The sequence below is a fragment of the Flavobacterium sp. NPDC079362 genome (assembly GCF_050267765.1).
GTDB lineage: Bacteria > Bacteroidota > Bacteroidia > Flavobacteriales > Flavobacteriaceae > Flavobacterium > Flavobacterium azizsancarii.
Genome location: NZ_JBNNFM010000024.1, coordinates 1 through 26273 on the forward strand (window position 1 = coordinate 1; position 26273 = coordinate 26273).

At 34.3% G+C, this 26273-nt stretch carries 24 protein-coding genes, 1 tRNA gene and 1 pseudogene; 8 read left to right on the plus strand and 18 right to left on the minus strand.

Annotation, left to right across the window (positions count from 1 at the left end):
• Positions 1-237 precede the first annotated feature (237 nt).
• From ACQKCJ_RS17840 to ACQKCJ_RS17860, 5 genes and pseudogenes are all read left to right on the plus strand, one after another.
• On the plus strand, positions 238-702 hold the full coding sequence (locus ACQKCJ_RS17840; RefSeq protein ID WP_427402586.1) for a DUF962 domain-containing protein: 465 nt from the start codon (positions 238-240) through the stop codon (positions 700-702).
• A gap of 90 nt (positions 703-792) precedes the next feature.
• Entirely contained in the window at positions 793-1278 is a 486-nt protein-coding gene (locus ACQKCJ_RS17845) for a YfbM family protein (RefSeq protein ID WP_271336502.1), read from the plus strand.
• A gap of 46 nt (positions 1279-1324) precedes the next feature.
• Positions 1325-2050 carry a hypothetical protein gene (locus tag ACQKCJ_RS17850; RefSeq protein WP_271336503.1) on the plus strand — a complete coding sequence of 242 codons (726 nt, stop codon included), beginning with the start codon at positions 1325-1327 and terminating at the stop codon, positions 2048-2050.
• An 85-nt stretch (positions 2051-2135) separates the two neighbouring features.
• Positions 2136-2868: pseudogene (locus tag ACQKCJ_RS17855) on the plus strand (YggS family pyridoxal phosphate-dependent enzyme).
• A gap of 29 nt (positions 2869-2897) precedes the next feature.
• Complete coding sequence (locus ACQKCJ_RS17860) at positions 2898-3617, plus strand: AAA family ATPase (RefSeq protein WP_427402587.1); 720 nt, start codon at positions 2898-2900, stop codon at positions 3615-3617.
• 8 nt (positions 3618-3625) lie between these two features.
• Here the strand turns inward: ACQKCJ_RS17860 and ACQKCJ_RS17865 are convergent, their stop codons facing one another.
• From ACQKCJ_RS17865 to ACQKCJ_RS17875, 3 genes are all read right to left on the minus strand, one after another.
• Positions 3626-4645, minus strand: coding sequence for a hypothetical protein (locus ACQKCJ_RS17865; RefSeq protein ID WP_271336506.1), 1020 nt, complete (start codon positions 4643-4645; stop codon positions 3626-3628).
• A gap of 59 nt (positions 4646-4704) precedes the next feature.
• Positions 4705-5271 carry a DUF417 family protein gene (locus ACQKCJ_RS17870; protein WP_271336507.1) on the minus strand — a complete coding sequence of 189 codons (567 nt, stop codon included), beginning with the start codon at positions 5269-5271 and terminating at the stop codon, positions 4705-4707.
• Positions 5272-5343: 72 nt separating this feature from the next.
• Positions 5344-6192 carry a helix-turn-helix domain-containing protein gene (locus ACQKCJ_RS17875; RefSeq protein WP_427402588.1) on the minus strand — a complete coding sequence of 283 codons (849 nt, stop codon included), beginning with the start codon at positions 6190-6192 and terminating at the stop codon, positions 5344-5346.
• A 459-nt stretch (positions 6193-6651) separates the two neighbouring features.
• On the opposite strand from ACQKCJ_RS17875, the gene ACQKCJ_RS17880 reads away from it, so the two are divergent.
• A complete protein-coding gene (locus tag ACQKCJ_RS17880) occupies positions 6652-7359 on the plus strand; it encodes a DUF2071 domain-containing protein (RefSeq protein ID WP_427402589.1) in 708 nt (235 codons plus the stop codon).
• A gap of 110 nt (positions 7360-7469) precedes the next feature.
• On the opposite strand, the gene ACQKCJ_RS17885 is transcribed toward ACQKCJ_RS17880, so the two are convergent.
• The 15 genes from ACQKCJ_RS17885 to mraZ form a co-directional block, all read right to left on the minus strand.
• Positions 7470-7543 (minus strand) — tRNA-Arg (locus ACQKCJ_RS17885).
• Positions 7544-7619: 76 nt separating this feature from the next.
• Positions 7620-8069 carry a GatB/YqeY domain-containing protein gene (locus tag ACQKCJ_RS17890; protein ID WP_271336510.1) on the minus strand — a complete coding sequence of 150 codons (450 nt, stop codon included), beginning with the start codon at positions 8067-8069 and terminating at the stop codon, positions 7620-7622.
• A 270-nt stretch (positions 8070-8339) separates the two neighbouring features.
• Positions 8340-10382: a cell division protein FtsZ gene (gene ftsZ, locus ACQKCJ_RS17895; RefSeq protein WP_271336511.1), complete on the minus strand. Its 2043-nt coding sequence runs from the start codon at positions 10380-10382 to the stop codon at positions 8340-8342.
• Between the two features lie 81 nt (positions 10383-10463).
• Entirely contained in the window at positions 10464-11888 is a 1425-nt protein-coding gene (ftsA, locus tag ACQKCJ_RS17900; RefSeq protein ID WP_271336512.1) for a cell division protein FtsA, read from the minus strand.
• 6 nt (positions 11889-11894) lie between these two features.
• A complete protein-coding gene (locus tag ACQKCJ_RS17905) occupies positions 11895-12617 on the minus strand; it encodes a cell division protein FtsQ/DivIB (RefSeq protein ID WP_271336513.1) in 723 nt (240 codons plus the stop codon).
• The gene (gene murC / locus ACQKCJ_RS17910; protein WP_271336514.1) at positions 12604-13953 is read right to left on the minus strand and encodes a UDP-N-acetylmuramate--L-alanine ligase; all 1350 of its coding nucleotides are present in this window, start codon (positions 13951-13953) and stop codon (positions 12604-12606) included. Before murC ends, ACQKCJ_RS17905 begins: the two co-directional genes overlap by 14 nt.
• 153 nt (positions 13954-14106) lie before the next feature.
• On the minus strand, positions 14107-15192 hold the full coding sequence (murG, locus tag ACQKCJ_RS17915; protein ID WP_271336515.1) for an undecaprenyldiphospho-muramoylpentapeptide beta-N-acetylglucosaminyltransferase: 1086 nt from the start codon (positions 15190-15192) through the stop codon (positions 14107-14109).
• 42 nt (positions 15193-15234) lie between these two features.
• Complete coding sequence (locus ACQKCJ_RS17920) at positions 15235-16554, minus strand: FtsW/RodA/SpoVE family cell cycle protein (RefSeq protein ID WP_271336516.1); 1320 nt, start codon at positions 16552-16554, stop codon at positions 15235-15237.
• Between the two features lie 77 nt (positions 16555-16631).
• Positions 16632-17966 (minus strand): UDP-N-acetylmuramoyl-L-alanine--D-glutamate ligase, encoded by a 1335-nt coding sequence (gene murD / locus ACQKCJ_RS17925; protein ID WP_271336518.1) that lies wholly within the window; start codon positions 17964-17966, stop codon positions 16632-16634.
• Positions 17967-19199 (minus strand): phospho-N-acetylmuramoyl-pentapeptide-transferase, encoded by a 1233-nt coding sequence (mraY, locus tag ACQKCJ_RS17930; RefSeq protein WP_271336519.1) that lies wholly within the window; start codon positions 19197-19199, stop codon positions 17967-17969.
• An 81-nt stretch (positions 19200-19280) separates the two neighbouring features.
• Positions 19281-20744, minus strand: coding sequence for a UDP-N-acetylmuramoyl-L-alanyl-D-glutamate--2,6-diaminopimelate ligase (locus ACQKCJ_RS17935; RefSeq protein WP_427402590.1), 1464 nt, complete (start codon positions 20742-20744; stop codon positions 19281-19283).
• Positions 20741-22750, minus strand: coding sequence for a penicillin-binding protein (locus ACQKCJ_RS17940; protein WP_271336521.1), 2010 nt, complete (start codon positions 22748-22750; stop codon positions 20741-20743). Before ACQKCJ_RS17940 ends, ACQKCJ_RS17935 begins: the two co-directional genes overlap by 4 nt.
• A complete protein-coding gene (locus tag ACQKCJ_RS17945) occupies positions 22741-23088 on the minus strand; it encodes an FtsL-like putative cell division protein (RefSeq protein ID WP_271336522.1) in 348 nt (115 codons plus the stop codon). The genes ACQKCJ_RS17940 and ACQKCJ_RS17945 overlap by 10 nt, the downstream gene beginning before the upstream one ends.
• 16 nt (positions 23089-23104) lie before the next feature.
• Positions 23105-24013 carry a 16S rRNA (cytosine(1402)-N(4))-methyltransferase RsmH gene (gene rsmH, locus ACQKCJ_RS17950; RefSeq protein WP_427402591.1) on the minus strand — a complete coding sequence of 303 codons (909 nt, stop codon included), beginning with the start codon at positions 24011-24013 and terminating at the stop codon, positions 23105-23107.
• Positions 23988-24461, minus strand: a complete 474-nt coding sequence (mraZ, locus tag ACQKCJ_RS17955) for a division/cell wall cluster transcriptional repressor MraZ (RefSeq protein ID WP_271336524.1) — start codon at positions 24459-24461, stop codon at positions 23988-23990. Before mraZ ends, rsmH begins: the two co-directional genes overlap by 26 nt.
• Positions 24462-24839: 378 nt before the next feature.
• Here mraZ and ACQKCJ_RS17960 point away from each other — a divergent pair, with 378 nt between their 5' ends.
• Both ACQKCJ_RS17960 and yihA read left to right on the plus strand, forming a co-directional pair.
• A complete protein-coding gene (locus ACQKCJ_RS17960; RefSeq protein WP_271336525.1) occupies positions 24840-25604 on the plus strand; it encodes an alpha/beta fold hydrolase in 765 nt (254 codons plus the stop codon).
• Positions 25605-25646: 42 nt separating this feature from the next.
• Complete coding sequence (yihA, locus tag ACQKCJ_RS17965; protein WP_271336526.1) at positions 25647-26267, plus strand: ribosome biogenesis GTP-binding protein YihA/YsxC; 621 nt, start codon at positions 25647-25649, stop codon at positions 26265-26267.
• Positions 26268-26273: the final 6 nt, after the last annotated feature.

The window sequence follows — 26273 nt, forward strand, 5'->3', positions numbered from 1 at the left end:
GCGATGGACACCCTTGCATTCAGCTAACACTTCCCACTGTAAAGGCGTGTTCGGGACTTACACCCTAGAGTTATCGCCCATGCTGGGCACACAACGAAAACACACAAATAATAGTTTTATTTGTGTGTTTTTTATTATGCTTCAAAAATTTTCAATTCAATTTAGTTTTTTATCTGCTATCGATCAACCAAAAAGAAATTTCATTAGATTTACGTAACTAACCTTAAAACCAAAAAGATGAGAACATTAGAGCAATGGTTTGCAGAATATGCCGTAAGTCATCAAAACCCAAAAAATAAGGCCATACATTATGTATGTGTTCCGGCAATTTACTTTTCTATAGTGGGATTATTAATGAGTATCCCGAGTGGTATTATTGCCAATACATTAAAATTAAATGCGCCTGTTATCGAAAATTGGGCCGTCGTAGTACTCATTTTTGTACTCATTTTTTATATTCGGTTATCTGTTTCTATGGCTATTAAAATTGCTGTTTTATCAGCTATTTGTCTTGTGGTAAATTATTATATCGGGCAAATTGTACCTTTATGGATCTTCTCTATTGGTATTTTTATAATCGCATGGATCGGACAATTCTACGGACATAATATTGAGGGCAAAAAACCTTCTTTCTTAAAAGATCTCCAGTTTCTGATGATTGGTCCGGCTTGGGTTGTTGAAAATTTATTTTCGAAGAAATAAAAAAAACACCCGTAAATTTATAAAAAGACAAACACACTATAAAACCCTGAATCTATTTAATTAACCAAACTTACTTTAAGCCGTATGGGAATGATTGCCAATTTACTTCGTGTTACACCTACTGAACTAAAAACTTATTTAAACGACAGTACTCTTCTTGAAGAAAGGATTTATAGTCCTGATGCCGACAAAGATTTTAACCTGAAAGATATAGACAAAGCATGGGATGCTATTATTTTTTTATTAACAGGTGATAATATTCAAAATGCCAATAATCCGCTTGTTCAGGTTCTCTTTAGCGGGCAAATTATAGATGAAGGACAGGATTTGGGTTATGGTCCCGGTCATTACCTAACACCTAAACAGGTAAAAGAACTTAACAGTAAAATCTCAGTTTTTACAACCGAAGAGCTCAAACAAAGATATAATCCGGAAAAGATGACTGAAATTGATGTTTATCCTTCTATTTGGGATTCTGAAACGTTTGAATATGTTGATTTTTATTTTAAACGCTTACAGCACGTTTATGCTGAGGCGGAGAAAAACGGACAGGCTATTATAACTTTTTTGAGTTAAACAATTACGCCTTACTTTTATTAAGCGTTATTAAACAGCATAAAATATGAAGACAGGGGCAGATAATGAGATTGAGATTGAAAACTACGATATTTTTACCTACAGAAGAATCAGACGTGCCATTGGTTATCTGGGTATAAGTCTTCCGATACTTTTAGTGGTGTTTTCTCTGGTTCCTTTTTTTCAAACTCCACTTCAGTTTTCTATTAGCCATTATTACTATACTAATTTGCGGGAAATTTTTACCGGAACTTTGTGTGCCGTTGGCTTATTTCTGATTCGGTACAAAGGTTTCGGAAATGCTTCGATCCTGAAGAACGACAATTTATTAACCAATATAGCAGGAATTATGGCTTTGGGTGTGGCTTTGTTTCCCACAAATCCAGATGATTTCAAGGCCAAAATTTATACTTTAATTCCATATCCTGAAAAATGGCTTGGCTGGCTTCATTATGGTTTTGCTGCTCTTTTGTTTTTAATATTGGCTTTATTGGCAATTAATGTTTTTACTATTGGGCAGGAAAATGAAACAAAAACTCCTAAAAGTATCCTGAACGAAAACAATATTTACAGGGTTTGCGGTTATTCGATTATAGTATGCATCATAATGATCCCAACTTTCGAAATATTAAAATTGTTTCCTTATTCGACTTTGATTTTTGAGGCGCTTTCTCTTTTTGCTTTTGGAATTGCATGGCTAATAAAAGGTCGCGCTTTGGGGGATAAAGGGGTAATTGGTCAAAAATTGTATCAGGAAAATAATCCGGGATGATACCTGCACAATTCCTAAACTGGACTATTGCTTATACTTAAAACTGGATCACGCTCACGTTTTGAGCAACTCTTAGTTTTGCAGAATGAAAGAGTTAATAATTTCGAATTTAAAAGAGGTTCACAATCGCATTAAAAATGCCTGTGAACTTTCCGGCAGAAATGTGTCTGATATACAATTGCTGTTAGCCACTAAAACTGTTCCTTTCGAAAAAATAAGAATTGCGATTGAAGCGGGGGAAACTTTAATTGGCGAAAACAAAATGCAGGAATTACGGGATAAAGATTTCGGATTAAAAGAATTAAATACAGAACGTCATTTTATTGGCCATTTGCAAACTAATAAAATAAAAGATGTCCTGAAATATGTTTCATGTATTCAGTCTTTAGACCGGTTAAATCTTGCGCAGGAACTAGACAGGCAATTGCAAAAAGAAAACAGGAACCTCGATGTTTTTATTCAGGTCAATACTTCTTTTGAGGAAAGTAAATTTGGACTTCGTCCTGATGAAGTAATTTCTTTCATAAGGGAAGTAAAAAAATACGAAACTTTGAATATTAAAGGGTTGATGACAATTGGTTTATTAGATGTTGAAAAAGAAAAAATGCAGCCATCCCTACGTTTATTACGACAAATAAGGGATGAGATTTATGCCGAAGGAATTGAAAACATGCAACCATTAAAGCTTTCTATGGGAATGTCTCAGGATTTAGAACTGGCAATTGCCGAAGGTTCAGACATGGTCAGGATTGGTTCGTCGGTTTTTGGAAACCGATTTTTTAGGAAAAGAAATATGGAATGAGAATATTGCAGAATAAACTTTAATTTTGCATCAAATAAAACTGAAATGAATCTATACGAGCTGACTGTAAACGATACCGAAAAAATAGCATTAGATGACTTACTTTTTAGTGACGAGAACAAAGCTGCGTTGCTGCAAACTATTAAGGAGCACGAATACATTGAGGAATTAAAAAAATACAATCTTAAAGTAGACAATAAAATATTATTTCATGGTCACTCTGGCTGCGGTAAAACGACGACGGCAAAAGCTATTGCTGCTGCTTTGAACAAGAATATCGTAATCATGAATCTGAGTACTTTAATTAACGCGCGAATTGGCGAAACATCAAAAAATGTAAAAGCTATATTCGAAAAGGCTATCAGAGAAAAGGCTGTATTATTTTTAGATGAATTTGACCAGATCGGAAAAAGCCGTGACAGCGACGATAAGGATGTGGGAGAAATGAGACGCCTTGTTAATACGATCATTCAATTGATAGATTATTTCCCGTCTGATAGTTTGCTTATTTGTGCAACAAACCATTATCATTCTATTGATACTGCTTTATTGCGACGATTTCAGATACGTTTACAATTTGAAATGCCTGACGAAGGTGAACTGGATCTTTATTATGATAAAGTACTGGCTGGTTTTCCTGAGCATTTACAGGATATCCTGCGCAAATACAATATTTCTTATGCTGAAGCTAAAGATTATATTCATACTACAATGAAAAAACAAATTATTGCTGAACTGGACCTTCAGAAACTTTTACAGCAATAATTATAAATTCATTCCGGATACTCTTTTTTTCTTTGTCTGCGGTTGGGTCGCTGCATTCCGGATCTTATAAAACCGGGTACAAAACAAACTAATAGATGCTCACGTTTCCAATTGTAACATTTCAGGAAAAAAAACATGGAGACAAACAAAAAAATCGCTGCTCCCACCGCCACCTGAACGGGATATAAAAGTATATTTTCCTGAGGAATAATCATGGGAACAAGGGCAATGGCACAAGCTGGAGCAAATGGTTTCCTGACAATTTCAAAAAGAGAAAAAAGGCTGACAAATAATAATAGTACCGTATATACCAGAGGCAGACGTAATATTGTATGGACATAATACTGAAAAAATGTTCCTAAAATGGCAGCAATTATAACGACCATATAAACTTGTAATGGACGATTGCGAAACCCTGACGATGACGAACTAAATTCTATAAACATAACGATCAATGGCGGCACAATAAATAATAATCTCCCTGTATATGCCGGAATTGCAGCTATGAGGATTAACCAAAAAAATAATCTGGCCCAATGCTTTATACTATGTTTGTAATATCCCTTTTTTTTATCAAAAGCAATAACCTGGCGCAATGCATTTTTCTCCAGAAGCCACTGTCCGGAAACAACTAAAAGGCTCATCACAAAAACAGAAGCAGGATAAACAAATGAATCTGTTCCTAATAAAACCGGCAACATCGCAGCTGACGTTATGGGAATTAATGTGGTACGTGTCAAAATAAGACAAAGCGAAGTAAATGCAAATGAAATTGCAATATTGATTAAAACAGGAAACGAAGAATAACGAACCAGTAAAACTCCAAAAAAAGCACAAACTGTCATCAACACGACAAGCATTGATCTGCTCACTCTCCATATTTTTTTATCAATAACCCACAGACCTAGTACTAATGCGGCCATTTCAGGAAACAGTATTTCTTTCTGGCCAAACCATTCTGATGCACCAACCATTGAACCAATTATAAGCAGGGCAAAAAAATATCGGATTAATTTGATTTTATTCACTTTTAAAACTTTGTATTTTGACTTTGATACATTTTTCTTCGCTTTTCAGCCTTTTTGTTTCAATATTTCAAGAGCTTTTTAGCACAGTCAGAAGCGACAATTAAACCTCCTGCCATCATAATAATATCTTTTATAACCAATCTTCCGGCACCTGAAAGATAAGGAAAACCAAAATTTGGTGTTGTTATATCTCCACCTAAATTGGGAACCCAGACTTCAGGAGTAGTAATTAGAAAAGTAAGCGTAACTATTGCCATTCCCGCTGTGAGTAATCCGCCAAGAAGTCCTAAACGATTATTAAATATACCCAAAAAAGTAAGCAATCCAATCCCTATAATTACCGTTCCTAACACATATGAAAAAGTATAAGTTCCGTTTTGTTTATTCCATTCAATGTTCTTCAGCACTACTTCACCTTCTTTATTTTTATGGTCTTTATATTCATTTGAATTATTACTATAAAAGAAACTCATTAAAGGACTATTTGCTACAAAAGGAACGATTCCGTCTGCTTCATATTGAAAGAACTTAAGCCCCCCAATCCATACCATTACGATACAAATGGCGATTCGCATTAAATTAAAAAATTGACTTTGTAATTTTGCTAACGTTTCTAAGATACTCATCTTCTTGTTGTTTTAATATTTACAACAAAATTACTTGCATCTGCTTCTGGTTACAATGGACAAATAGGGATATTATCTGGACAAATCTGCTACAATAGATATCCCAACATTTTCACGAAAAGCTGTAGGGGTAATTTTTGTATGCTTTTTAAAATATCGGCTGAAATAATTCTCATCATCAAAATTTAATTCAGCAGCTATTTCTTTCATACTCTTGTAGCTAAGATGAATCATTTTTTTAGATTCAAGTATAACCCTTTCATGAATTAATTCAGATGGTGTTTTCAGAAAATGCTGTTTGCATAATTTCGAAAAATTATTGGGCGAAATCCCCATTTGAGCAGCGTAAAAAGAAGGCTGTCTTTCTTTATAAAAATTATTTTCAAGTAAGGTTTTAAATTTCATTAACGGATGATGTATATTCTTCTCCTCTTCAATAACAAGATCTTTTGACTTAATTTTGCTGCATAATGCAAGAATCAATTGCAGATAAGCTTTTACTACAGATTTAGAATAAGTATCCGCATTTTCTATTTCAACAATCAGTTTTCCTAAAATATAATCCAGTTCTATATAATCTTCCGGTTCAAGATTTATATAAGGCTGCTGGTATATATTATTAAATAAAAGACCATTGCAAGCCACTTCTTTTTTATGGTATTCTATGCAATAAAAGTCACCATGAAACTGAAGTCTTCTTGTTGTAATTGGCTTTTCTGTACTAAAATAAATAATTTGATATGGAGTCGTAAATAGGGCTATTTTACCTTCAAAAACATATTCTGTCAGATCTACACTTATTTTTCCACTTCCTTCCAAAAGAAAAATATTATACATAGGCGAACCTCCACATTGATTGATATAATCTGTGGTGCATTCCTGAATCGTACAGTCTTCTTGATTTGTTTGTTCTTCTTTCATTCGTAATTTTAACTTAAACGCTATTCTTCGTTTTCAATACACAGTTGCGCAAGCTTAACAAATATTGCATAAAAACTATTACAGATTTCTACACCGAAACCATTGCTTCTTTATAATAAAAATTAGTTTTAAATTAGCAATACATCAAATGTCGTAAAAATGTCGTGAGATAACCGTTATCGAATTATTCTTTTTAAAATAATTTTGAGATACAATAGATCAAAACAATATAATTTGATTGGAACATTTAAAATCCTATAAATGTAATTTTAGAATCTCTTGTTAGTAAAAAAAATGATCTGCAACTTGTATCAATAAAACTAGTTGCCTGGTAAAAATAGTTATATATTAGTCTTAAAAAAACAAAAACAGTTCCTTAAATCTTTCCAATTGATCTGATAAAAGCTATTTTACGGCAGATAGAAGTGAGTTATGCTCTTTAGTAAAACTGATACCGAAATGAAAATTCCAACCCTACACGGATATATCGAAAGAAGAATTTTAATCAACTTTACAGCTGACCCAAAATCTGTAGAAAAGATAATTCCGTTTCCTTATAGACCAAAAATATACAAAGACAAAGCCATAGTTGGAATTTGCCTAATAAGACTAAAAAACATAAAACCAAAAGGATTTCCTAACTTTATTGGAGTAAACTCAGAAAACGGCGCTCATCGTATTGCTGTTGAATGGGACGAAAATGGTGAGATAAAATCAGGCGTTTATATTCCGCGAAGAGATACTTCGTTAAAGTTAAACACACTTGTTGGCGGAAGAATATTTCCGGGCAAACATTATCATGCAAAATTTAATGTGGTCGAAAAAAACGGAAATTATCATATTAATTTTAAGAGCTCAGATAATACTGAAATATTGATTGATGCCACAGAAACAAAATTATTTAGTGATAAATCAATTTTTGAAACATTAAGTAATGCTTCCACATTTTTTGAAAATGGCGACCTTGGATATTCGCCCAATAAAGACAAATTTGATGGATTAAGATTGAAAGCATATAACTGGGAAGTCAGACCTCTTGACGTAATGAAAGTAAAATCCAGCTTTTTTGAAAATGAAGAAATTTTTCCAAAAGGATCTGTAACTTTTGATAACGCATTACTAATGACAAACATTGAACACGAATGGAAAAGTGAAAGTGATAGATAAGAGTGAAGAAACTCAGAACTACTATTCTTTATACAAACACAATTTACCAAACAATTAAAAAAAAAGACATAAAAAAACCTATTTCATCTCGAAATAGGTTTTTTCTTTTGTGACCACGGAGGGGTTCGAACCCCCAACCCTCAGAGCCGAAATCTGATATTCTATCCAGTTGAACTACGTGGTCAAAAAAATAAATTTTCAATCTTTTAAATTCCAAATACCCACTTTACAATTGGAATTTGGAATTTATATTTTGGACTTTAAACTAGTAACTTCTTAACAATAGTAGAAATTGTTTTTCCTTCAGCAGTTCCGCCTAGTTGAGCAGACGCTAATCCCATAACTTTTCCCATTGATCCAATTCCAGACGCACCTGTTTCTGCAATAATTTTTGCAATTACAGCTTCTACTTCTGCTTCGCTTAATTGTGCAGGAAGAAATTTCTCGATTACAGCAATTTGCGCTAATTCTGGCTCAGCCAAATCAGGACGATTTTGTTCTGTAAAAATTCTTGCACTTTCTTTACGGGTTTTAACTAGTCTTTGAAGTAATTTAACTTCATCGTCTTCTGTTAATTCTTCTTTAGAACCTGAAGCTGTAGCAGCTAATAACATTTCAGATTTAATTGCTCTTAATGCTTCTAATGCTACTGTATCTTTTGCTCTCATGGCGGTTTTAATGTCGTCCATGATTAATGTTTGTAAACTCATCTTATTTTTTATTTAAATAGGTAAAACCTATAATTGACATGAATAATTGAAATCGTGCTCTTGACTTATAGTAAAACACCAATCATTTGTCAGGCTGAGCGAAGTCGAAGCCATTTTAGGTAATTAACCTTCGACTTCGCTCAGGGTGACAATATTTCTTAAATATAAATACTTTTAAAGTCAAATTTTAAATTCTGTGCGAAGATAAAAAAAATAACCCGAAAATTAAATCCAATTTTCGGGCTATCTGTATTTATTATTATCCTAAAATTAATCTACGTTGTCGTGCAAAAATGAATTATTTGAACGCAATTGCAAATCGTTGTTACTATCTGTTCCAACTGATATTCTAGAATTGTTATTATTTGATTGAGAATTAGACAAATCGATACCTAATCTTTTGTAAGCCGGCTCTTTTTCTAACTCGTCAATTCTTGAAACATTATTATGGAATTTATAATTAAATTCTTTTAGTTTCTTTCTTCTTTCTTCAGCTCTTAATCTTAATGTTTCTTCGATTGTTAATTCCATCGGAGAAACTTCTGAAACTGTTGTAAAGTTTCCTTCACTGGCAAAATCAACTTTTTGTTTCATGGTGATATTTAATTCCGCAGGAATTACTTCTTCTACCACTTTATCAGCAGGTTTTGATGCCACTAAGTCATTCTCTACCTCCATATATTCTTCTAACGAATATTTGATAATCCCTTTATCTGAAAGTTCAGTTACCGGTACAAATTGTACTGGATCATTTACTTTGATATTACGGGTTTCATTCGATAATTCGAATAAAATTTTATTCTCTTGCTGAGCAACCGGTTCTTTTTTAACTTCAGGCTCTGATCTGAAAAGAGGTAAGTCAAAAGAAAAAGTGGTTTGTTCTTCTCTTTCAAAAGTTCTTTGCTGAACTTGTTGAACAGGTTTTACTTCCTGAACAATTTGCGCTTCCGGAGATGAAATCGTAAAATCAATATCTGTAATAGGCGAAACAATTTCGAATGTTACATCCAGGTTTTTAATAAACTCAGACATTACTACTAATTCATCCTGATTCATTGACGGAGCAACGGGAGTAACTTCAACCGGTGTAACTGCAATTGGAGCAACTACAACTGGAGCAACTTGTGTAGGTGTAAATGGAGTTACGATATCTTCATCATCATCCATTAAATCAAAAACAATTTTCTCTTCTGATTTTGCAGTAGGTGTTTCAGCATTTACATCAAAAGAAGTAACCGATTTATTCGTTAAATTATGAACGCTTCTTTGTTCATCTTCTAACGTATGAATGATTTTTTTAGGTTCTGTATTTACAATTTCATTTTGTTGTTCAACATCAAAACCTGTTGCAATAATAGTCACGGCAATAGCATCACCAAGAGTTTCGTCTTCACCAACTCCCATGATAATATTAGCATTATGACCTGCTTCTACCTGAATGTGATCATTGATTTCTCCAATCTCATCCAATGTAATTTCGTTTGATCCAGAAACGATAAGCAACAATACGTTTTTGGCTCCTGTAATCTTGTTGTCGTTTAACAACGGAGAATCCAATGCTGAAACGATAGCATCTTTCGCTCTGTTCTCACCCGCAGCAACAGAAGATCCCATGATAGCTGTTCCGCTGTTTGATAAAACAGTTTTAGCATCACGTAAATCGATATTTTGAGTATAGTGGTGCGTAATTACTTCAGCAATACCTCTTGAGGCTGTTGCCAAAACTTCATCCGCTTTAGAGAATCCTGCTTTAAAACCAAGATTTCCGTATACTTCTCTTAACTTATTATTATTAATTACAATTAACGAATCGACTTGCTTACGCAATTTTTCGATTCCTAAAAGCGCTTGTTCCTGACGCACTTTTCCTTCAAACTGAAAAGGAATAGTTACGATACCTACAGTAAGGATTTCTCTTTCTTTTGCCAATTGTGCAATTACCGGAGCTGCACCAGTACCTGTTCCACCACCCATACCAGCGGTAATAAACACCATCTTAGTACCACGGTCTAACATTTTTTCGATATCGGCGATACTCTCAATAGCAGATTGCTGTCCTACATCAGGATTTGCTCCTGCTCCAAGACCTTCTGTAAGGTTCATACCTAACTGAATTTTATTAGGTACAGAACTATTCTGCAGTGCCTGTGAATCAGTATTACAAACGATGAAATCAACGCCTTTAATACCTTGTTTAAACATATGGTTGATAGCATTACTACCACCTCCACCTACACCTATTACTTTGATAACATTTGATTGGTTTTTTGGTAAATCAAATGAAATACTTCCAAATTCTGAGTTGCTCATCATCTTTTTGGTTTTTGAAATTCTTATTTAATACATTTTTTACTTCTTGACTTGGGGCCAATAGTAATTCCTTTTCTCTTATTATTATTCTGCGTTGTCTAAAAAATCTTTGATTTTGTCGACATATCTATCAAAAAATGATCTTCTAATTTTAGTTTCCGTAGATTCTTCCTTAGATACATTATTCCTAACAACTTCTCTTGTTTCTTCAATAGTTTCTACTCTTTCAACGTAGTTTTCTTCAACTTCGTATCGTTGCTGTACAGGTTGTTGTACCGGAGGCGGAACATTTCTGTATACTACCTTTGTCTGTTCGTTTACAATCTCCATTCTCACAGCACTTTGTGTACTGTTTTCGATACTGTTCATTACCAAACCAACTGCTGTTGCAAACAACGGACTAGAAATTTCTTCGCTTGAATTGCCTGCTAAATGCTCGTTTGGATATCCAATTCTGGTATCCATACCAGTAATGTATTCTACTAATTGCTTAATATGTTTAAGCTGAGCACCACCACCTGTAAGAACAATTCCTGCAATTAATTTTTTACGGGGATCTTCATGTCCATAAGCTTTAATTTCTGCAAAAACCTGCTCTACAATTTCTACCACTCGGGCATGAATAATTTTAGATAAGTTTTTAAGCGAAATCTCTTTTGGCTCTCTTCCTCTTAATCCGGGAATAGAAACAATCTCGTTGTCTTTATTTTCTCCCGGCCAAGCCGATCCGAATTTTATTTTTAAAAGCTCTGCTTGTTTTTCGATAATTGAACAACCTTCTTTAATATCGTCTGTAATTACGTTTCCTCCAAAAGGTATCACTGCAGTATGACGAATAATACCATCTTTAAAAATGGCTAAATCTGTTGTTCCTCCACCAATATCAATCAAAGCTACTCCTGCTTCTTTTTCTTCCTGACTCAAAACGGCATCTGCAGAAGCTAATGGTTCTAATGTCAATCCTGACAATTCGATTCCTGAACTCTGAATACATCTTCCCACATTTCTGATCGATGATGCCTGCCCAACTACTACATGAAAACTAGATTCTAATCTTCCACCGTACATTCCGATTGGTTCTTTTATCTCAGACTGCCCGTCGATTTTAAATTCTTGTGGCAGAACGTGAATAATTTCTTCTCCCGGTAACATCGCCAGTTTATTTACCTGGTCGATCAAAAGCTGAATATCTTTTTCTCCAATTACTTCTTCCGGATTATTACGGCTGATGTAATCTGTATGCTGTATACTTCTAATGTGTTGTCCTGCGATCCCTACAACGACATCTTTTATTTTATAACCTGAATTATTTTCGGCTTCAAGTATTGCTTGTTGAATCGATTGGATAGTTTGCGTGATGTTGTTTACAACTCCTCGCGCAACTCCTAAACTTTTGGATTTCCCAATACCCAAAATTTCCAACTTACCATACTCATTCTTCTTGCCGATCATGGCAACTATCTTTGTCGTTCCAATATCTAGACCTACTGCAATGTTATCTTTTTCCATTTTCTATTATTTTGTGCAAACTACTTGTTCCGTAAACCTAAGGTCAATTTTATTGTATTTATATAACGAACTATCTAAAACCGCTTTCTGAAAAAAGGCTTTATAGTTATTAAATTTCTCATCAACATTCATCGTTCTGCCAAAATCGATGAAGTAATTATAATTTCTATTAAACATTTTTAAGCTTCCATTAGGCATAATTTGAATTGCAATGATGTTTTTTCTCAAAAACGCATCGTCATAAATTGTGCGAAATAGCGCCGCTAAATCTTCGTTATTTTTTTCATTTATTGCCCCGGAAACAAGCGGAACTCTCGCAGTATAATTGTCTGACAAAGGCATCTTATTACCCTCATAGTCAATATAAAAAGAGGCATCACCATCATAAACTCTCGCTATTGGTGTCTTCTGTTTTACTACTGCTTTTAGAACACCATCGATACTTACAAAAACATTTGATTTTTCAATCATCTCTTGCGTATCAAGGGTTTTCTCAATCTTATTCAAATCTAGTTCATCTTTTCGGATACTGGAAGCGTCTTTTTTATTTTCTATCAACAATTTATTAACCGTTTCCGGTTTCACAAAAAGCGTATTTTCCCCTACAAAAACAACAACAGATTTTTTTAATTTTCGGTCACCATTTCGATGTTTAGCGAAAGAATATAAAAATAAAACGAGTCCTAAAATGAGAATTAATCTAATATTTGTCCAATTAAATATTTTCATTTAGCATTTTTTTGATTGACGGAACCATCTCTCCAATATCACCAGCTCCTATTGTTACAATTATTGGCGCATCACTGGCTTTGATCTCCGCTAATAAATCACTTTTTGCAACAATTTTCTTATTCGAATTTGTCATTTTTCCCAACAACCACTCTGATGTAATCCCATCCATCGGTAATTCGCGTGCCGGGTAAATATCCATTAAAAATACTTCATCAAACTGAGACAGGCTTTCTGCAAATCCATCAACAAAATCTCTTGTTCTGCTGAACAAATGAGGCTGAAAAATTGCCAGTACCTTAAGTCCGGGATACAACTCAGTAACTGCCTGATGTACCGCATTTATCTCTGTTGGATGATGTGCATAATCATCTATATAAACTAATTTATCAGACTTAATCTGATACGAAAAACGTCTTCTGATTCCGTTGAATGAAGCAATGGCTTTTGCAATCAAGTCGGTCGGGGTGCCAAAAGTCTTCGCCATCGCAATAGCCATCAATCCATTCATTAAATTGTGCTTTCCGGGCAAACCAAAATGCAGATCTTTCATGATCTCTGATGGTGTCTGAACATCAAAAACATAACTCCCATCTTCTATACGAACATTAAAAGCCTTATATACAGCATCTTCATTTATAGCACATTGTACTCCTTCAAGTGGTAACTCTTTTGTTATAAACAGCTTAGTTTTATCTTCTACTTTATTGGCAAATTCAACAAACGAAGCCTCAATTGCCTCACTTGTTCCGTAAATATCCAAATGATCTGCATCCATTGACGTAATACAGGCAATATTGGGATGTAAATGCAAAAACGAACGATCGAATTCGTCAGCTTCTACAACTGTCACAGTCTTTCCGCTTCCAATTAAGTTAGAATTGTAATTCTCAACAATTCCACCAACAAAAGCCGTAACATCAGCTCCACTTTCATATAAAATATGACCTAAAATACTTGAGGTTGTAGTTTTTCCGTGTGTACCGGCAACTGCAAAACTAAAAGTGTCTTTTGTTATAATTCCTAAAACTTCGGCACGCTTTTTAATCTCGTAATTTCTTTCGATAAAATAATTCCACTCTGAATGTGTTTTTGGTACAGCCGGAGTAAAAATTACCAGTGTATTTTCAACAAAATAATTAGCAGGAATCAGATTTATGTTATCTTCAAAATGAATATCAATACCACTTTCAATTAATTCACTCGTCAGCATTGATGGTGTTTTATCGTAACCCGAAACCTGTTTCCCGATATTTTTAAAATAACGGGCCAGTGCACTCATTCCGATGCCTCCAATGCCTATAAAATAAACGTTTTGTATTTGATCTAAATTCATTTCTATTTGTTTTTGAGCTATTTACAGATTACTTTCTTATATAAGAAACTAGTAATTAAGCCTTTGTATTTTTCTTACTTTAATAACTCAAAACGCTTAAAAATAGCGTTCTAAATTTTTTATTATGTTCTATAATTATCAGATAAAGTTATATTATAACAACTTTCTAATCTGATCTACAATTACTTTCACCGCATTTGGCATTGCCAGCTTTTTAATATTATCACTTAATTGTTTTTGCTTTCCCTGATCTTTCAGTAAAGCTTCAAAAACAATACTAAACTGAGTGTCTAATTCTGATTCTTTCAACAAAATAGCTCCTTTTGCATCCACTATCGCCTGAGCATTTTTAGTCTGATGATCTTCGGCTACATTTGGTGATGGAATAAAAATTACCGGTTTCCCAACAATACATAATTCTGAAACTGATGATGCTCCTGCACGAGAAATAATCACATCGGCTGCAGCATATACAAAATCCATTCTTTCGATAAAATCAACTACTCTTACGTTCTGCTGATTGTGTTTTTTATATTCTTCAAAATATAATTTACCGCATTGCCAGATTACCTGAATATCCTGCGAAAGCATATTTTGCAGTTCTTTCTCAATTAACTGATTAACTCTTCTTGCTCCTAAGCTCCCGCCTAAAACCAACAATGTTTTTTTATTAGGATCTAAACCGTAAAAAGCAATTGCTTCATCACGTTTACTCTCAATATCTATCAGATCCTGACGAACCGGATTTCCGGTTAAAATAATCTTTTCTTTAGGAAAAAATCTTTCCAGATTCTGGTAAGCCACACAAATTGCATTAGCTTTTTTACTCAATAGCTTATTCGTTATTCCCGGGAATGAATTTTGCTCCTGAATCACAGTTGGTATTCCCGCTCCTCCAGCTGCCTGTAACAACGGTCCGCTAGCAAAACCACCTGTACCTATAACTACATTTGGCTTAAATTGTCTGATAATTCTACGCGACTCCAGCAAACTTGTTGCCAATTTTAACGGAAACATCAAGTTTTGCAAGGTTAATTTTCTCTGTAAACCAGCAATCCAAAGACCTTTTATTTCATAACCCGCCTGAGGTACTTTTTGCATCTCCATTTTATCTTTGGCACCAACAAAAAGAAATTCAGCATCAGGAAATTGTGCTTTTAATTCATTAGCAATAGCGATTGCAGGATAGATATGCCCTCCTGTTCCACCACCACTTAATATGAATTTATAATTTGTCATATTTTTAAAAGTTATTCGCTTTAAAAATTATTCTTTTTAATCTTATTTATTTAATACTGCATTCATCGGATTTCTGGAATTATCCTCAATAGAATACATTCCTTCTTCTTCATACACCTCTTGCTTTTCATCACCAATCAAATCTTCTTCGGCTAGCTCTTTGTCAATTAATCTTTGAAGTGCTTCTTTTCTTCTTTCTTTTTCTTCTAGCTCTTCAGCGATTTCTTCGTCTTTTTTGGTCACACTAATAATGATTCCGAGAGAGAAACAGGTCATCCAGATCGAACTACCTCCACTACTGATCAACGGGAGTGTCTGCCCTGTTACCGGCAATAATTCTACTGCAACTGCCATATTGATCATCGCCTGAAATATCATAGGAAAACCGAGCCCGACGACGACTAACTTCCCAAATAGCGTATTGGCTTTATGCGATGCAATTACAAATCTGAACAATAACAATAAATACAAGACCAAAATTGCTACTCCGCCAACCAAACCATATTCTTCGACAATAATCGCATAAATAAAATCAGAAGACGATTGTGGCAAAAAGTTTTTCTGTACACTTTTTCCAGGTCCAACTCCACCAAACTGCCCTGACGCTATTGCGATTTTAGCTTTCTCTATTTGATAATCATCTTCATCCGGTTTATCAGTGGTAAAGTTCATAATACGACTTTCCCAAGTTGACACCCTGCTAAAGAATCTTGAATCAGGAAAGGCTTTGGCTATCAAAAGGAAAAACAAAAGCATTGCAATTCCTGAACCTATGATAAAACCAATATATTTTAATGGATACCTGCCTATAAATGTTAACATAATTACCATTGAGAATATCAACGCGGTGGTTGAGAAGTTCGCTGGTAAAATAAGCGCCAATGTTATAAAAACCGGTAACCAAAGTTGTATTAATGATGTTTGAAACGGCTCATTTTCATCTCTTGCTTTCGACAAATAACGTGCTACATAAATAAACAATATACTAGCTGCCAGAGTAGAAGTTTGAAATGTAATACCTATAAATGGTACTTGAATCCAACGACTTGCATTTGCACCGGCTATTACAGTTCCTTTTAAAAGCGTATAGGCCAATAAAACCCAAACTACCGGAAGCGCTACTTTCGAAATCGCCCTGAAATAATGATACGGAACTCTGTGCACCCAATAAATAATCAAAAAACCAATACAAATATGAGCCAGATGTTTTACCAAATAACCCAATGTATTTCCGGTTCCGTGACCTATATATGCCAAATTACTACTCGCACTAAAAACAGGCATAAACGAAAACAACGCCAATAAAGCCACGAATGACCATATTACCCTATCTCCTTTAAGTTTGTTTACGAGTTCTTTCATAATCTTTTTGTTTCAGGTTTTTCTTATTTCAGGTTTCAGTTTTTCCTCACGTGAAACCTGAACTTGAAACTTTTTTTCTACAAGTTATGTACAGCTTGCTTAAATTGCTTTCCTCTGTCTTCGTAGCTTTCGAATAAATCGAAACTTGCGCAGGCTGGAGATAATAAAACAGCATCTCCTTTTTCTGTTAAACGTTGTGCCGTTTTTACAGCATCGTTCATATTATTAACTTCTACCATGATATCAACAACATTACCAAAAGCATTAATAATTTTATGATTATCAACTCCCAGGCAAATAATTGCTTTTACTTTTTCACGAACTAATGACATCAATTCGTTATAATCATTTCCTTTATCAACTCCTCCAACAATCCAAACCGTAGGAACATTCATGCTGTCTAAAGCAAAGAAAGTTGCGTTTACATTTGTTGCTTTTGAATCATTGATATATTGAACATTCTGAATTTTTAATACTTTTTCTAAGCGGTGTTCAACACCTTGAAAATTAGATAAACTTTCACGAATTGTTGCATTTCTAATTTGCATCAACTTTGCTACAGAGCTTGCTGCCATTGCGTTTTTCATGTTATGTTTTCCTTCTAACGCAATGTATTCTGTTTCCATTGTAAACTCTTCTTGGTTGATCTTTATTTCCATTTTGTTGTTATTTATAGAAGCCCCTTCATCAAATTGTTTCGTTAACGAAAAAGGAATTAATTTTGCTTTTGTTGTGTTGTTCTTTAACCATTCTGCAATTGCCTCATCATCTGCATCGTAAATAAGATAATCGCTTTCGGTCTGATTCATTGTTATTCGAAACTTTGAATCGATGTATTTTTGATATTTATATTCGTATCGATCTAAATGATCCGGACTAATATTTGTAATAATGGCAATATCCGGCCTGTAATCTATAATTCCGTCGAGCTGAAAACTGCTTAATTCAAGGACATATGCATCGAATTTATTTTCGGCTACCTGCCAGGCAAAACTCTTTCCAATATTTCCTCCCAAGCCCACATTCAAACCAGCAGATTTTAACAAATGATGTGTCAACATCGTTGTGGTCGTTTTACCGTTGCTTCCGGTAATCCCAATTGTCAGAGCTTCAGTAAAAGGTTTAGCAAATTCGATTTCTGAAATCACTTTGATTCCGGCAGCGATAAGCTTTTGTACTATGGGAGATTTCTCAGGAATTCCGGGACTTTTCATCACCACGTCGGCGTTTAAAATCAGGTCTTCAGTATGTTTTTCTTCTTCCCAAGCAATTTTATTAATGATAAGAACTTCTTTATAACTCTCCTTTATTTTTCCAAAGTCAGATACAAAAACTTCGTATCCTTGTTTCTTTCCGAGAATAGCCGTTCCAACGCCACTTTCTCCTCCGCCAAGTACTACCAATCTCTTCATCTATCTAAGTTTTAAAGTAACAATTGATAATATGGCTAACATGATTGCAACGATCCAAAAACGGGTTACAATTTTACTCTCATGATATCCTTTCTTTTGGTAATGATGATGCAATGGCGACATTAGAAAAATTCTTCGCCCTTCTCCAAAACGCTTTTTGGTATATTTAAAGTAACTTACTTGTAAAACCACTGAAAAATTCTCTACCAAAAAGATTCCACACAATAAGGGAATCAATAATTCTTTACGAACGGCAATAGCTAAAACCGCAATGATTCCTCCAATAGTCAAACTTCCTGTATCTCCCATAAAAACAGATGCCGGATAAGAATTGTACCACAGAAACCCAATTAGAGCTCCCACAAATGCAGATATAAAAACAGTCATTTCCCCAGAATTAGGGATGTACATAATATTTAGATAATTAGAAAAAATAATATTCCCTGAAACAAACGTAAATATCCCGAGTGCCAGTACCGAAACTGCCGAAGTTCCTGCGGCAAGCCCGTCAATTCCATCCGTTAAATTAGCTCCGTTAGAAACTGCAGTAATAATAAATATCACAACCGGAATAAAAATCAACCAAGCCCATTTTTCATATCCTTCACCAGTCCACGCTAATAATTCAGCATAATCAAATTCATTGTTTTTTACGAAAGGAATCGTTGTTGCAGTTGATTTTTCTTCTATTGGTGCAGGCAAAACAACAGCTGTATTTGTCGCAGTTCTAAAAACATCTGTTCTACCGGTATCTGTTCTTACTGTTACTGCAGGATTAAAATAAAGAACCGCTCCAACTATAATTCCCAAACCAACTTGTCCTATAACTTTAAAAATTCCTTTAAGCCCTTGTTTATCTTTTTTGAATATCTTGATATAATCGTCTACAAAACCAATTGTCCCCATCCAAAGAGTAGTTACAATAAGCAATACTATATAAATATTGTGCAAACGAGCAAACAACAAAACCGGTACCAGTGTAGCAAAAATGATAATTAATCCTCCCATTGTTGGAGTTCCCGCTTTTTCATTTTGACCAGCCAGACCTAACTCACGAACAGTTTCGCCAACTTGTTGTTTACGCAAAAAGTTTATAATTCTTTTTCCGTAAATCGTTGACAAAAGCAAAGAAAGCATCAATGCCAAAGCCGATCTAAAGGTGATGTACTGAAAAACACCTGTCCCTGGGACATCCATTGTTTTGTCTAAATACTCAAATAAATAGTATAGCATATATTTTATATTTTAAATTCCAATCTTGAAATTCCAAATTCCAATTTTGTCGTGTGGTATTTTAGAATTAAAATTGATTAATTATTTATTTAGTTGATCTAAAATTTCTTTTACTGTTTCCATATCATCAAAATGATGGCGAACACCATTTATTTCCTGATACGTTTCATGACCTTTACCGGCAATTAAAACAATATCATTTGGCTGAGCCAATTGACAAGCTGTTTTAATCGCTTGTTTTCTATCGGTAATTCTCAATAGTTTTTTATAATTATGCGCTTCGACCCCTTTTTCCATTTCATCCAAAATCACTTCAGGATCTTCATTTCTCGGATTATCCGAAGTTAAAATTGCTTTATCACTAAGATCTGTAGCAATTTTAGCCATAATTGGCCTTTTCGTTTTATCTCTGTTTCCGCCACAACCTACAACTGTAATTAGTTGCTCATTTTTAGTACGGATATCGCCTATTGTTTTCAAAACATTATCAAGAGCATCCGGAGTATGTGCATAATCTACAATCGCTGTAATATTACCAGCCGAAACAATGTATTGAAAACGACCTGAAACACTCTCTAAATCAGACAGTAATCGCAATGCTTCAAGACTATCCATTCCTAACTCTACAGCAGTACCGTAAATCGCTAAAACGTTATAAGCATTAAAAGTCCCTATCAATTTTACCCAAACTTCATTATCATTCACTTTTAATAGTAATCCTGATAATTGACTTTCTAATATTATTGCTTTAAAATCAGCATAAGACTTTAATGCATAAGTGAATTTTCTCGCAACTGTATTCTGCAACATCACAGGCCCGTTTTTATCATCGATATTTGATAAAGCAAAAGCTGTTTTTGGCAATGAATCAAAAAATGACTTTTTTACATCTCTGTATTCTGCAAAAGTTGGGTGATAATCTAAATGATCGTGCGATAGATTCGTAAAAACCCCGCCCACAAAATGCAACGCTTCTGTACGTTTTTGGTGAATTCCATGAGAACTCACTTCCATAAAACAATGTGTAACACCTGCTTCGATCATTTCATTTAAATAATGATTGATTGTAATCGAATCCGGAGTTGTATGTGTTGCTTTATATTCTGTTTCATCCACCATTATTTTCACGGTTGACAACAAACCAACTTTAAAACCTGCTTTTTGAAACAACTGAAACAATAATGAAGCAATTGTTGTTTTTCCGTTTGTACCTGTAACACCAACTAATTTTAATTTTTCAGAAGGATTTCCAAAATAATTAGCTGCCATAAAAGCCAAAGCAGTATTCGTATCTTTTACTTTAATATAAGTGACTCCTTTTTCAATATTTTCCGGCAATGCATCACAAATAATCGCAACAGCTCCTAATTGAATTGCTTTTTCTATATAATCGTGACCATCAGAAAGCGATCCGCGAATTGCTACAAAAACATCATTCGCTTCAATCTTTCTTGAATCAAACTCAATTTTATGTACATCAATTTCCGTCGAACCCGTTACAGACTCAATAGCTACTTTATATAATATGTCTTTCAGTATTTTCACGATAATTCTAATACTATTGTTGTGTTTTTACTAATATTTTCTCCAGCCTGTAATGACTGTTTTTTTACTTTTCCTACTCCATTAACTCTTACTTTCAAACCTAAGTTTTCCAGTAAAGCGATTGCATCCATTCCCGGCATTCCTTTTAAATCCGGAATCTGATTTGATTTTTTTCTGGATTCTATATCATACTTATCGTAACTGATTTCTTGCTTTGAAATTTTAGAATCCAGTTGCTTAATTTTATTTGTCGAAGGCGCATCTGTAAATATTTTTTGGGCAATTCTTTTAAAAACCGGCCCTGCAACATCTGCTCCGTAATAATTATTTTTTGATGTATTTGGCTTATGAACCACTACAATACAAGAATATTTAGGATGATCTGCCGGGAAATACCCAACAAAAGAAGATGCATAATACAATGCTGACTTTCCTTCTTTACCACCATAGTTTACCTGCGCTGTTCCTGTTTTTCCTGCCATCGAAAAATCTTTCGAATACAACTTAGAACCAGTTCCTTTTTTTACCACATTAAGCAATACTGCTCTAATTTTTTTGATAGTTTCAGGAGAACACACCTTTGGATTAATCACTTCAACATCAAACTTTTTGATGGTTTTGTTCCACTCTTTAATTTCTGAAACAAATTGAGGCTTTACCATTACTCCATTATTGGCAATTGAGTTATACAATGCCAGCGTTTGCATTGGCGTAACCGAAACTCCGTAACCAAAAGCCATCCATGGCAATGAAACTCCTGACCAATGCTTGTCTCCAGGTTGTGGTATGTAAGGTCTTCCTTCTCCTTGAAAATGCAATCCCAGTGTTTTATTTAAGCCGTAACTATTAATATGATTGACGAATTTTGATGGATTGCTTTTATAATTATCATAAACCGCCTGAACCATTACTGTATTAGACGAAAGTTCAAAACCACGTGCTAACGAAATTTTACCGTAACCTCCTCTATGCGAATCACGAACAGCACGACCATAATATCTCACTTCTCCTCCATGACTGTCAAAAACAGTACTTGTATCTGCAACTTTATCTTCTAAAATCGCCATTAAATCAACTAATTTAAAAGTAGATCCTGGCTCATGAGACTCTGCTACAGCATAATTTGTAGTTTCATAGTACGATCCGTCTTCTGCTCTTCCTAAATTTGAAATCGCTTTTACATGACCTGTTTCTGTCTCCATAACTACCACACAACCGTGATCTGCTTCGTATTCTTCTAACTGTTTCAATAAGGCATGGTGCGCAATATCCTGAATAAAAACATCGATTGTCGAGATAACATCAAAACCATCTTGTGGGTCAACTTCATTGACATCACGAATAGGTTTCCATTGTCCTTTTGCAATTTTTTGCTTTAAAATCTTACCGTCTTTTCCATTCAGATAATTTTTAAAAGCCCATTCAATTCCTTTACCAACCTCTACTCCTGTTGCAGGATCGATACGATCATAACCAATTGTTCTTTCGGCAATTTTTCCTATCGGATGTTTTCTAACAGTTTCCTGTTCAATTATAATCCCACCTTTAAAAGCTCCTAAATTAAATAATGGAAAACCTTTTATTTTTACATATTCAGTATAACTCAAATTACGCGCGATCAGATAATATCTATTTTTATTAGCTCTCGCTTTTCTTAGATCTTTTTCGAAATAACTTCCTGTTTTATCTAAAACTGTTGCCAGTGAATCTGATAATGCTTTTACATATTTTTCAAAAGTTTCTGTTTTTGGCGCTTTCGCATCAAAACGAATCTCGTAATTAGGAATTGATGTTGCCAATAAACTTCCGTCAGCAGAATAGATGTTTCCTTTGTTTGCCGGAATTACAAAATTTCTAACCGTACGCTGTTTTGCCAGTTTTCTATAATAATCTCCTTCAACCCATTGAATATTGGTTAACTTAACAACAATAGCAATTGCCATCACAAAGATGAAAACTGCTACGAGGTAAATTCTGTAGGATATATTTTTATCGTCTACTGCCATATTCTTTTAAAGAAACCTTTTTCTTCTTCTTTTTTTACTTCTATTTTAACCGGAGGAACCGTTGACGGAAAAATCTGTTTTTCAAGCATTTTATCCGATATTGTTGATTCCATCTTCAACTTCATTAATTCTGAACGACGATCTACAAATTCAGATCGCAATTCTTTTACTTCATTATTCAGCTTTGCAATTTCAAAAACCTTTTGTTCGTATCGTTGTGTATTGGCAATCATCAGAATAGCAAGTAAAATGATAAAAACAATAAAACGCCAGTTCTTTACCGCGTCATCGTTTAATAAAAATCTTGCTTTTAATATGCCAAATACTCCACCTTTCATTTTCTACCTATATATATTATATCTTCTCAGCAATTCTGAGCTTTGCACTTCTTGCTCTGTTGTTGATTTTGATCTCGGCATCATCCGGAACAATCAACTTTCCTATCGTTTTAAAAGGAACAGAAAAATTTCCGAAGAAATCACGTTCCGGCTCACCTTCAAACATTCCGTTTTTAATAAATCTTTTTACCAATCTATCCTCTAACGAATGATAAGAGATAACAGAAAATCTTCCGCCCGGATTTAGAATTTCAAGAGATTGCTCGATAAATTCTTTTAAAACATCCATTTCCTGATTTACCTCGATACGAATTGCCTGATAGATCTGAGCCAATATTTTATTACGCACTCTTTCCGGTAAATATTTTGCCAGAACATCTTTTAATTCATCTGTAGTTTTTATTGGCAGATGTTCTCTTGCCTCTACAATTGTTCTTGCTAAAACCGGTGCATTCTTCAACTCCCCATAATCAAAAAAAACACGACGTAAATCCTGTTCTTCATATTCGTTAACCACACGGTAAGCATTTAAATCATTTTTCTGACTCATCCGCATATCGAGTTCGGCATCAAATCTTGTCGAGAACCCTCTTTCCGGAACATCAAACTGATGCGATGAAACACCTAAATCAGCCAAAATTCCATCAACACTTTTAACACCATGAAAACGAAGAAATCTTTTTATAAACCTAAAGTTCTCATTAATTAAGATAAACCTTTCATCTGGTAACGCATTTGCCAATGCATCTTCGTCCTGATCAAAAGCAAATAATTTTCCGTTTGGCCCTAATCGTTTCAAAATCTCTTTTGAATGACCACCGCCACCAAACGTAACATCTACATAAACGCCATCTGGTTTAATATTTAAACCATCAACTGTAGGATGAAGCAAAACCGGATTATGATATTCCATTGTCGTCGTCATTAATATTTCCCATTACTTCTTCGGCTAAATCTGCAAAATCCATATCTTCGCCGCTTATTGATTTTTCATATAAATCTTTATCCCAAATCTCCACAATATTAACCGCAGATGAAAAAACCACATCTTTAGAAATACCTGAAAAAGCTACCAAGTCCTTTGGAACCAATAACCTTCCCAATGCATCAATCTCTACTACTTTAACTCCAGCAGTAAATCTTCGAATGAAATCATTGTTCTTTTTTACAAAACGATTCAGCTTGTTGATTTTTTGCATCATCAAGTTCCATTCTTCCATTGGATATAATTCTAAACACGGCTGAAAAACAGAGCGCTTCAAAACGAATCCGTCCTGAAGAGAAGAAGCCAATTGCTTTTTCAAGGGTGCAGGCATCATTAGCCTCCCTTTAGCATCGACTTTACACTCATATGTTCCAACAATTGTGTTCAAGAAAATTACATTAATATGTTACACAGCAAAAATATAAAAAATATTACCACATTTTACCACTAAATACCACTTTGTTAATAAGTTTAACCACTTTCCTACCACCCGGCTTAATTTATGGACAATCAATACTTTAACTTATAATTAACGAATAGTCAATAACATTTCGACATCAAAAAAATAATGCATAATATTTCTTAAAAAATTAGTTATTATGCAGTTTTCTTAACATTTAGGAAACACACCAAAACACCCTATAAAAGCTGATTTTTAAACACTTACATATTCTACTAAAATTATCTAGTTAAAAAACGGTAGCAAAAATCCATTTTTATTTATTAAACCCTATATTTGTCCCAATTGAAATTGGCATTAAATTAAATGGACAAACACTACAAAAAAGAAGGCAAATACAGCTATTATGAAGCTGGAGAAGGAACTCCTATCGTTATTTTACATGGCTTAATGGGAGGCCTTAGTAACTTTGATGCTGTAGCAGAATATTTCCCAACGAAAGGATACAAAGTTGTTATCCCGGATTTGCCAATATACACCCAAAGTATTTTAAAAACCAACGTAAAAAGCTTTGCTAAATACGTGAAAGACTTTATCACTTTTAAAGGCTTTGACAAAGTTATTTTACTAGGCAACTCCCTTGGAGGACATATTGCTCTTTACCACACTAAGTTATACCCTGAAAAAGTAGCAGGATTAGTAATTACCGGAAGCTCAGGTCTTTATGAAAGCGCTATGGGAGACAGTTACCCAAAAAGAGGAGATTATGAATACATCAGAAAGAAAGCTGAAGATGTATTTTATGACCCTAAAATTGCAACTCCGGAACTTATTGACGAGGTATACGCAACGGTTAACGATCGTATCAAACTGATCAAAACCCTAACAATTGCAAAAAGCGCCATTCGTCATAATATGGCGAAAGATTTACCAAAAATGACAGTTGAAACCTGTATTATCTGGGGTAAAAACGATGCTGTAACTCCACCCAATGTGGCCGAAGAATTTGATAAATTATTGCCTAATTCAACTTTATACTGGATAGACAAATGTGGACACGCTGCTATGATGGAACATCCTCAGGAATTCAATGCAATTCTTGAAGAATGGCTCGTTAAAAAAAATTTATAGCACTAAACTTTCGACTTTAAGGAGGTCTTAAACACAAAAAACATGAAAATTAATACCGCCGAATTTATAATCAGTAATTCTGAAGTTGCAAAATGTCCACAGGATTTTTTGCCGGAATATGCTTTTATCGGAAGATCAAATGTAGGCAAGTCCTCTTTGATCAATATGCTTACCAATCATAAAAATTTAGCTAAAACTTCAGGAAGACCTGGAAAGACACAGTTAATTAATCACTTTAAGATTAACAACAATTGGTTTTTGGTCGATTTACCTGGTTACGGATACGCTAAAGTATCTAAAAAAACGAAATCTGTTTTTCAGCAATTCATTACAGATTACTTTGAAACCAGAGAACAACTAGTTTGCGCTTTTGTTTTGATTGATATTCGTCATGAAGCACAATCCATAGACATTGAATTTATGTCATATATGGGAGAAAGCGAAATTCCGTTTTGCATCATTTTTACCAAAGCAGACAAAATCAGCAAGACAAAAATCGACTCGCATATTGCAGCATACAAAAAACAGATGTTTGCCAATAACTGGGAAGAAATGCCTCATTATTTCGTGACTTCTGCTACAGAACAAACAGGAAAAGACGAAGTTTTAAACTATATTGACGAAGTTAATCAGGAGGTTTTTAAAAATAACTCGCAATTTTAAATTCCA